The 7972-nt window shown below is 72.2% G+C and carries 5 protein-coding genes and 1 pseudogene; 4 read left to right on the plus strand and 2 right to left on the minus strand.

Translation table 11 applies throughout. The features are described from left to right. Window positions 1-764 (minus strand): annotated as a pseudogene (locus tag AWZ10_RS11250) (hypothetical protein); the annotation flags it as partial. A 215-nt stretch (window positions 765-979) separates the two neighbouring features. Between AWZ10_RS11250 and AWZ10_RS11255 the strand changes: the two are divergent. The 3 genes from AWZ10_RS11255 to disA all read left to right on the plus strand — a co-directional run bounded on the left by AWZ10_RS11255 (window position 980) and on the right by disA (window position 5240). Next, complete coding sequence (locus tag AWZ10_RS11255; RefSeq protein WP_060890990.1) at window positions 980-2368, plus strand: hypothetical protein; 1389 nt, start codon at window positions 980-982, stop codon at window positions 2366-2368. Window positions 2369-2624: 256 nt separating this feature from the next. Further along, window positions 2625-4034 (plus strand): DNA repair protein RadA, encoded by a 1410-nt coding sequence (gene radA / locus AWZ10_RS11260; protein ID WP_046708556.1) that lies wholly within the window; start codon window positions 2625-2627, stop codon window positions 4032-4034. An 81-nt stretch (window positions 4035-4115) separates the two neighbouring features. Further along, window positions 4116-5240, plus strand: a complete 1125-nt coding sequence (gene disA, locus AWZ10_RS11265) for a DNA integrity scanning diadenylate cyclase DisA (protein WP_046708555.1) — start codon at window positions 4116-4118, stop codon at window positions 5238-5240. 266 nt (window positions 5241-5506) lie between these two features. Here disA and AWZ10_RS11270 read toward each other — a convergent pair whose 3' ends face one another. After that, on the minus strand, window positions 5507-6373 hold the full coding sequence (locus tag AWZ10_RS11270) for a hypothetical protein (RefSeq protein ID WP_060890991.1): 867 nt from the start codon (window positions 6371-6373) through the stop codon (window positions 5507-5509). Between the two features lie 361 nt (window positions 6374-6734). Here AWZ10_RS11270 and AWZ10_RS11275 point away from each other — a divergent pair, with 361 nt between their 5' ends. Continuing rightward, entirely contained in the window at window positions 6735-7805 is a 1071-nt protein-coding gene (locus tag AWZ10_RS11275; protein WP_060890992.1) for an LLM class flavin-dependent oxidoreductase, read from the plus strand. Window positions 7806-7972 lie beyond the last annotated feature (167 nt).

The following is a 7972-nucleotide window of genomic DNA, read 5'->3' on the forward strand; positions in this document are numbered from 1 at the left end:
TCGGCGGCGCGGCGGCAGACGGGGCACTCGTCGACGTGCCGGACGAGTTCGCGGCGCAGGGTGGCGCTCAGGACGAGCTGCAGATCGCCGGTGAGGCGGGCGACGCCCGGACAGGCGCCGGTCTCGACGACGGCGAGGGCCGCCCGGGTACGCTCGACCTCGCAGGCGGCGGAGGCCAGCAACTCGCGCGCGGCGGCCGGGTCCATCCCCAGCACGTCGGCGACCTCGTGGGCGGCGAGCTGGTGCCGCACGGCCAGCTCCAGCGCCTCGCGCTGCTCGGGGGTGGTACCGGCGGCCTCCGGCCAGGCGAGCAGGGCCAGTTCACGTCTGCGCCGCCGCTCCTCGTCCTCGGGGAGGGCGGCGGACCCGGCGGCGGTCTTCGCGGCGCGCGGTTTCCCGGTCCCATCGCCGTGTGCGGGTGGGCGGGCGGAGGCAGGCGTGCCCGGACGTTTCTGCCGGACCTCGGCGAGCCTGCGCAGACAGGCCCACCGGGCCAGCGCGTACAGCCGGGCCCGGCGGTCGTCGGCTCCGTCGGGGCCCCGGCGACGCTCGGCGAGCGCGAGCACGTCCGCGAGAGCCGCGGTCGCCGCGTCGTGGTCGCACAGCACGGACATGCAGTAGGTGAACAGGCCGTCCAGGTACGGCTCGTAGCGCGTCGGCGGGCGCTGCGCCACCGCGCGCGCCGCCGCCCGATCGCGCGCCTCGCGGTGCGCCCGGTGTGCGCCGGTGGTGCGGGGCGAGGTTTCCGGACTGATGCTCATCATTCATGGACGGTAGGCGTCCGGAAGCAGCACCTTCCCACCCCTTCAGCACATTTACTCCGTACGGGTGAAACGATCCCTCATAAGGGGACGAGAACTCCGACCTCCGGGGCCACTCCCCTAATGTTGTGCACTTTATTGACGACGGCTACCAATCAGCCTACATTCCCAGGGGTCCAAGTTACCTTCAGGTACGCCGAGTCAGGAGCCCCACTCTCATGACCGCACGCACCCCCCGCTCGTCCTCTCCCCGCACGCTCGTCGCCCTGGCCGCGGCCGTCGTCCTCTCGCTGACCAGCGCCTCCGCCTCGACCGCCGCCGCCCCGCAGGCGGCCGCGCCCGCCGCCGAGCGCCTCACCGGCACCCTCCCGGACGGCGCCGCCTGGATCGCGGACGTCCCGGAGAACTGGAACGGCACCCTGGTCGTCTTCAGCCACGGCTTCGGCGTCACCGTGCCCCAGAACGCCCCCCGCGAGGCCGTCCGCCTGCGTCTCCTCGAAGAGGGCTACGCCCTCACCGGCTCCTCCTACGACGTGAGCGAGACCCTCTGGGCGCTGGAGAGCGCGGAGCGCGACCAGGTCGCCACCATCGCGGCGGTCACCGAGAGGATCGGCGAACCCACCCGCACCCTTTCCGTCGGCCAGTCCATGGGCGGCCTGGTCAATGCCCGGCTCGCCCGCTCCGGGGCCGGTGGGATCGACGGCGCCCTGGGCCTCTGCGGTCTCGTGGCCGGCGCCAACGACCTGCACACCTACCAACTCGACGCCGAGTACACGATCGCCCGCCTCCTGCTCCCCGGTACACCGGTGAAGCTGGTGGACTTCGCCTCCGAGGCCGAGGGCGCCGCCACCGGCCGGCAGCTCACCGACGCCGTCGTCGCCGCCCAGAAGACCCCCGAGGGCCGCGCCCGTATCGCCCTCGCCGCCGCCTATCTCAACCTGCCCGCCTGGTCACCCGGCAAGGACCGCCCCGGCGCCGGTGACTGGGCCGAGCAGCAGGCCCAGCAGTACGAGTGGCTCGCGCAGGGCATCCTCACCCGCGTCGAGCCCGCCCGCTACCACGTCGAGAAGGCCCTGGGCGGCAACAACTCCGGGAACAAGGGCGTCGACTACGCGCGCGTGCTCTCGACCTCCCAGCACGCTCCCCTGGTCAAGGCCCTGTACAAGAAGGCCGGCCTCGACCTGCGAGCCGACCTGCGGAACCTGACCGCCAACGCGACCGTCACCGCCGACCCGGCCGCCGTCGCGGCCGGCGAACGCACGTCCTCCGCCGGCCAGGGCCTCGCGGTGCCGCTCCTCGACGTCCACACCGTCGCCGACGACCTCGTCCCGGTCGAGCAGGAATCGCGCTTCGCCACCCGCGTCCGCGCCTCCGGTGACGCCCCCCTCCTGCGCCAGGCCTATGTCGAACGGCAGGGCCACTGCACCTTCACCACCGCCGAGACCGTCGCCGCCCTCCACGCCCTGGAGTCCCGCCTCGACTCCGGCCGCTGGGGCGTCTCCGCGACCCCGGGCGCCCTCCAGACCGCCGCGCTCGCCCTCGGCCTCGACGGTGCGGCGTACGTCCCGTACCGCCCGGCCGAGCTGACCATCGGGCGCCGCCCGTAAGGAGGCTGGGCGGGGCCCGGTTTCGGCTGGGCAGGGGGCAGACATGATTCGCCCCTTTCGGGGCGCGCCCCGAAAGGGGCGCGGGGAACTGCGCGAGCCACCACACACCACCCGCGGCCGCCTCACACGAACGCCCCCCACGGCGAAGAGGCGCCCACCGCGCCCGGGGTGGACCGGCCGTCCCGAAGTCCCCGGCCGCGCACCCGAACCCGCCCGACCGCCGGAGGCTGTCGGTGGGCTCCGTTACGGTTCGTGCATGGCCACCCGTACGAAGACCGCGAAGGACCGTCCGTCCTACCGCTGCACAGAGTGCGGCTGGCAGACGGCCAAGTGGCTCGGCCGCTGCCCCGAATGCCAGGCGTGGGGCACGGTCGAGGAGTACGGAACGCCCGCCGTCCGTACGACGGCCCCCGGCCGGGTCACCACCTCCGCCGTCCCCATCGGCCAGGTCGACGGCCGCCAGGCCACCGCCCGCACCACCGGCGTCCCGGAGCTGGACCGGGTCCTCGGCGGCGGCCTGGTCCCCGGCGCCGTGGTCCTCCTCGCGGGCGAGCCGGGCGTGGGCAAGTCCACCCTCCTCCTCGACGTCGCCGCCAAGGCCGCCGACGCCGAACACCCGACCCTCTATGTCACCGGCGAGGAGTCCGCCAGCCAGGTCCGCCTGCGGGCCGACCGGATCCACGCCCTCCACGACCATCTCTACCTCGCCGCCGAGACCGATCTCTCCGCCGTACTCGGCCACTTGGACGCGGTGAAGCCGTCCCTGCTGATCCTCGACTCGGTCCAGACGATCGCCTCTCCCGAGATCGACGGCGCCCCCGGCGGCATGGCCCAGGTCCGTGAGGTCGCCGGCGCCCTGATCCGGGCGTCCAAGGACCGCGGCATGTCGACGCTCCTCGTGGGTCACGTCACGAAGGACGGCGCCATCGCGGGCCCCCGTCTCCTGGAACACCTCGTCGACGTCGTCCTGCACTTCGAGGGCGACCGCCACGCACGCCTCCGCCTGGTCCGCGGCGTCAAGAACCGCTACGGCGCCACGGACGAGGTCGGCTGCTTCGAACTGCACGACGAGGGCATCACCGGTCTCACCGACCCCAGCGGCCTCTTCCTCACCCGCCGCGACGAACCGGTCCCCGGCACCTGTCTGACCGTGACCCTGGAGGGCCGCCGTCCCCTGGTCGCGGAAGTGCAGTCGCTCACAGTCGACTCGCAGCTCCCCTCCCCCCGCCGGACCACGTCCGGCCTGGAGACCTCCCGGGTCTCGATGATGCTCGCGGTCCTGGAGCAGCGCGGCCGTATCAGCGCCCTCGGCAAGCGGGACATCTACTCGGCGACGGTCGGCGGGGTGAAGCTCTCGGAGCCCGCCGCGGACCTGGCGATCGCCCTGGCCCTGGCGTCCGCGGCCACCGACACCCCGCTGCCCAAGAACCTCGTGGCGATCGGCGAAGTGGGCCTCGCGGGCGAGGTCAGAAGGGTCACCGGGGTCCAGCGCCGCCTCTCCGAAGCACACCGTCTCGGCTTCACGCACGCGCTCGTTCCGTCCGATCCCGGCAAGGTTCCTCCCGGTATGAAGGTCCTGGAAGTGGCCGACATGGGAGACGCCCTCCGGGTACTGCCCCGATCCCGTCGGCGAGAGGCCCCACGGGACGAGGAGGACCGCCGGTAGACTTTGCCCAGGTCTCGCCCGTCCGTACGAACCACATGTGCGAAACGGGAGCGTTCCAGAACCTGCGACCGGAGGAGTGCAGTGGCAGCCAACGACCGGGCAGCAGCTCCCGGAAAGTCCGGTGGGAGCTCCGGTGCCGATGGCCTGATGCGCGCCTCACTGAGCGCCGTGGCACCAGGCACGGCTTTGCGCGACGGGCTTGAGCGGATTCTCCGCGGCAACACGGGCGGGCTCATCGTGCTCGGCTTCGACAAGACCGTCGAGCCGATGTGCACCGGTGGATTCGTCCTGGATGTCGAGTTCACGGCCACGCGTCTGCGTGAGCTGTGCAAGCTCGACGGCGGCATCGTCCTGTCCTCGGACCTCTCCAAGATCCTCCGGGCGGGCGTCCAGCTGGTCCCCGACCCGACGATCCCCACCGAGGAGACGGGCACCCGGCACCGCACGGCCGACCGCGTGAGCAAGCAGGTCGGGTTCCCTGTCGTGTCGGTCTCCCAGTCGATGCGCCTGGTCGCGCTGTACGTCGACGGCAACCGGCGCGTGCTGGAGGACTCGGCGGCGATCCTGTCCCGCGCGAACCAGGCGCTGGCGACCTTGGAGCGGTACAAGCTCCGCCTGGACGAGGTGGCGGGCACCCTCTCCGCACTGGAGATCGAGGACCTGGTGACGGTCCGGGACGTGTCGGCGGTCGCCCAGCGACTGGAGATGGTCCGCCGCATCGCCACCGAGATCGCCGAATACGTGGTCGAACTGGGCACGGACGGCCGCCTCCTGGCCCTCCAGCTCGACGAGCTGATCGCGGGCGTCGAACCGGAACGCGAACTGGTCGTCCGGGACTACGTCCCCGAGCCGACGGCCAAACGCTCCCGCACGGTCGACGAGGCCCTCCACGAACTCAACGCGCTCGCCCACGCCGAACTCCTCGAACTCCCCACCGTCGCCCGCGCCCTCGGCTACACCGGCTCCCCCGAGGGCATGGACTCCGCGGTCTCCCCGCGCGGCTACCGCCTGCTGGCCAAGGTCCCCCGCCTCCCGGGCGCCATCATCGACCGTCTCGTCGAACACTTCGGCGGCCTCCAGAAACTCCTCGCCGCCAGCGTCGACGACCTCCAGACGGTCGACGGGGTGGGCGAGGCCCGCGCCCGCAGCGTCCGCGAGGGCCTGTCACGCCTGGCGGAGTCGTCCATCCTGGAACGCTACGTCTGACCACCACCGCCCGGCCCGGACACACGCGGCCCGTCCGACGCGGCCGGCCTCGGCACGCTCAGGCCCCTCGGGCGTCCGCCGGGCTCGGGCTCGATCAGCCCGTCCGGCGTTCGAGGCCGAGGCCGAGGCCGAAAGCCGACAGAGGGCTGGGGGCGCAGCCCTCAGAGGGCCCCGTGCACAGGCGCGAGGTCGAAGGGGCGGCATCCCTGGGGAGGGGAAGGGCAGGGGCGGCGAGGGCGAAGAGAAGCCCGGCCGGGCCCCGACCGTCAGTCCTTCTCCAGCACGAACGACGTCCGGGCCGTGGCCAGCCCCGGCGCCTTCGCCTCCACGATGTACGTCCCGGCGGTGGCCGAACCCGCCGACGGAGTCGCACAGTTGGGCGCGCTGGGGGACCGGTTCCACTCCACGGTGTAGGTGACCCGGTCCCCGGCCGGCACCCTGAACAACAGGCTGCCCGCGGTCTCATGACAGTCGTCGGACGCCCAGAACGCGTCGTCGTCATCGGCCGTGGTGATCGTCACCACCGTGTTGTCCGGCCCGAGATCGAGCTTGCAGTCACCACCGGAGGAGTTGCGGGCGATGAGTTCGAACGTCGGGTTCACCCCGGGCTCGTAGGCGTTACGAACACTGCGCACGGTCAACTTCACGGCCCCGGGAGTGCAGTTGGGCAGACTGGACCCCGCCGGAACCTGCTCACCGGAGCTGCTCCCGTTCTTACCGCCGTCGTCCGACGTACCACCACCCGCGCCACCGGCCCCACCACCGGTGCCCGAGGACCCGGAGCCAGAGGACCCAGAGCCAGAGCCAGAGCCAGAGCCGGAACCCGAACCAGAACCCGAACTCGAACCGGAGCCCGAACCGTCGCCTCCCGCGCTCGATGCGTCACCCGACTCGTCCCGCCCGCCCGGCGCTTCACTGATCGCGGGGCCGGACCCGGACGGCCCGGGAGTGATCGAGGTCGCGGGATTCTTTCCGTCGGGCTCGCCCGCGTCGTTCCCGCTGTTCCCGCCGCCACCGGTGACGACCCACACGACCAGGATCGCGAGCAGGCCGACGAGGGTCAGCAGAATGGCCCTCCGTCGCCAGTAGATGGTGGAGGGAAGCGGCCCGATCGGATTGCGCAGAGATCCCACGGCGCAAACTGTACGAGAGATCCGGCACTTCCCCGGCCCCACCCGCCGCCCGAAACCTCAACTTTTCCGGATCATCATTCCGGTCGTTCCCACCACCGCCCCGACCAGGCGGCACATGATCGCGGTACGTGATCGTATCGCCCGGACGAACACCCTCCGTGACCGGATCGGCGCCGGGCGAGGAACACGAACTCCCCGACCCGGCAGAGCCGTTCACGGAACATGTGCACGAGATCCGCGCACGGCCACCACGCACGGGACAGGCTCCCTTGCCCCGCACGACTGCCCTCCCCGTCTCCCAGTCCCCACCTGCCACAATCGTCCCCACCACCGAAGCGCGTCGGAGGACTTGGAGAAGACGATGGACGGATCCGTGGAGGCCGGCGTCACCGCAGCGGCATCGAGGCCGTTGCGGAAACTGGGGTTTCTGACCATCGGGCTGTTCGACGAGGCCGACCCACGCCGGGGCCATGAGTCGACGCTGGAGATCATCGAGCTGGGCGAACGGCTCGGCTTCGACAGCGCGTGGCTCCGCCACCGTCATCTGCAGTACGGCATCTCCTCCCCCGTCGCCGTCCTGGCGGCGGCCTCGCAGCGCACGAGCCGTATCGAACTGGGCACCGCCGTCATCCCGTTGGGCTGGGAGAACCCGCTGCGGCTCGCCGAGGACCTGGCCACGGTCGACCTCCTCTCCGGCGGCCGGCTCAACCCGGGGATCAGCGTCGGGCCGCCGATGCACTACGACACCGTCAAGGCGGCGCTCTACCCGGACACCGCCGACGCGGAGGACTTCGGCTTCGAACGGGTCCGGCGGCTCCTCGGCTTCGTCCGGGGCGAGGCGGCCAGCGACTTCAGCGGCACCGAGGGGTTCGAGGTCTTCTCCGACCGGGTCCAGCCGCACTCCCCCGGGCTGGGTGGCCGTATGTGGTACGGCGGCGGCAGCCTCCGGTCGGCGCGGTGGGCCGGCGAGAACGGCATGAACTTCCTGACCAGCAGTGTGGTGAAGGCGGAGGGGCCAAAGTCGGCGGCCGGGTCCGGGACCGTGGACTTCGCCGGTGTCCAGCTCTCCCACATCCGGGAGTTCCGGGCGCATCACCCCGCCGGGGAGCGGGCCCGGGTCTCGCAGGGGCTCGTCGTCATCCCCACCGACTCGGCGACGCCGGAGCAGCGCGCCAAGTACGAGGCGTACGCGGCGAAGCGGCTGCCCCGGACCACCGCGCCGCAGGGGCCGGGACGGCTGCTCTTCGCGCCGGACCTGGTGGGCACGTCCGCCGAGATCGCCGGACGACTGCACGCCCACGCCGCCTTCCGTGAGGTCGACGAGGTCGCCTTCGCGCTGCCGTTCACGTTCGAGCACGAGGACTACGTCCAGATTCTGACCGACATCGCGACGAAGCTGGGGCCGGAACTGGGGTGGCGCTCCGCCGGGTGAGACCGGACGCGTATGAGCTCGGGGGTACCTGTGCGTCGGTGGGTGCGGGTGATTCGTGGTTGCTCGCGCGGTTCCCCGCGCCCCTGAAAGACCAGCCCTGCTTCTCAGGGGCCGGGCAAGCTGCCCGGCCGGCCCCCACCCGACCAACCCACCCCAGACACCCCCCG

The organism is Streptomyces europaeiscabiei, from assembly GCF_001550375.1.
In the GTDB taxonomy this organism is placed as follows: domain Bacteria; phylum Actinomycetota; class Actinomycetes; order Streptomycetales; family Streptomycetaceae; genus Streptomyces; species Streptomyces europaeiscabiei.

Coding starts and splice junctions, on each gene's coding strand:
- AWZ10_RS11255 (WP_060890990.1), top strand. CDS start 980: ATGACCGCACGCACCCCCCGCTCGTCCTCTCCCCGCACGCTCGTCGCC.
- radA (WP_046708556.1), top strand. CDS start 2,625: ATGGCCACCCGTACGAAGACCGCGAAGGACCGTCCGTCCTACCGCTGC.
- AWZ10_RS11275 (WP_060890992.1), top strand. CDS start 6,735: ATGGACGGATCCGTGGAGGCCGGCGTCACCGCAGCGGCATCGAGGCCG.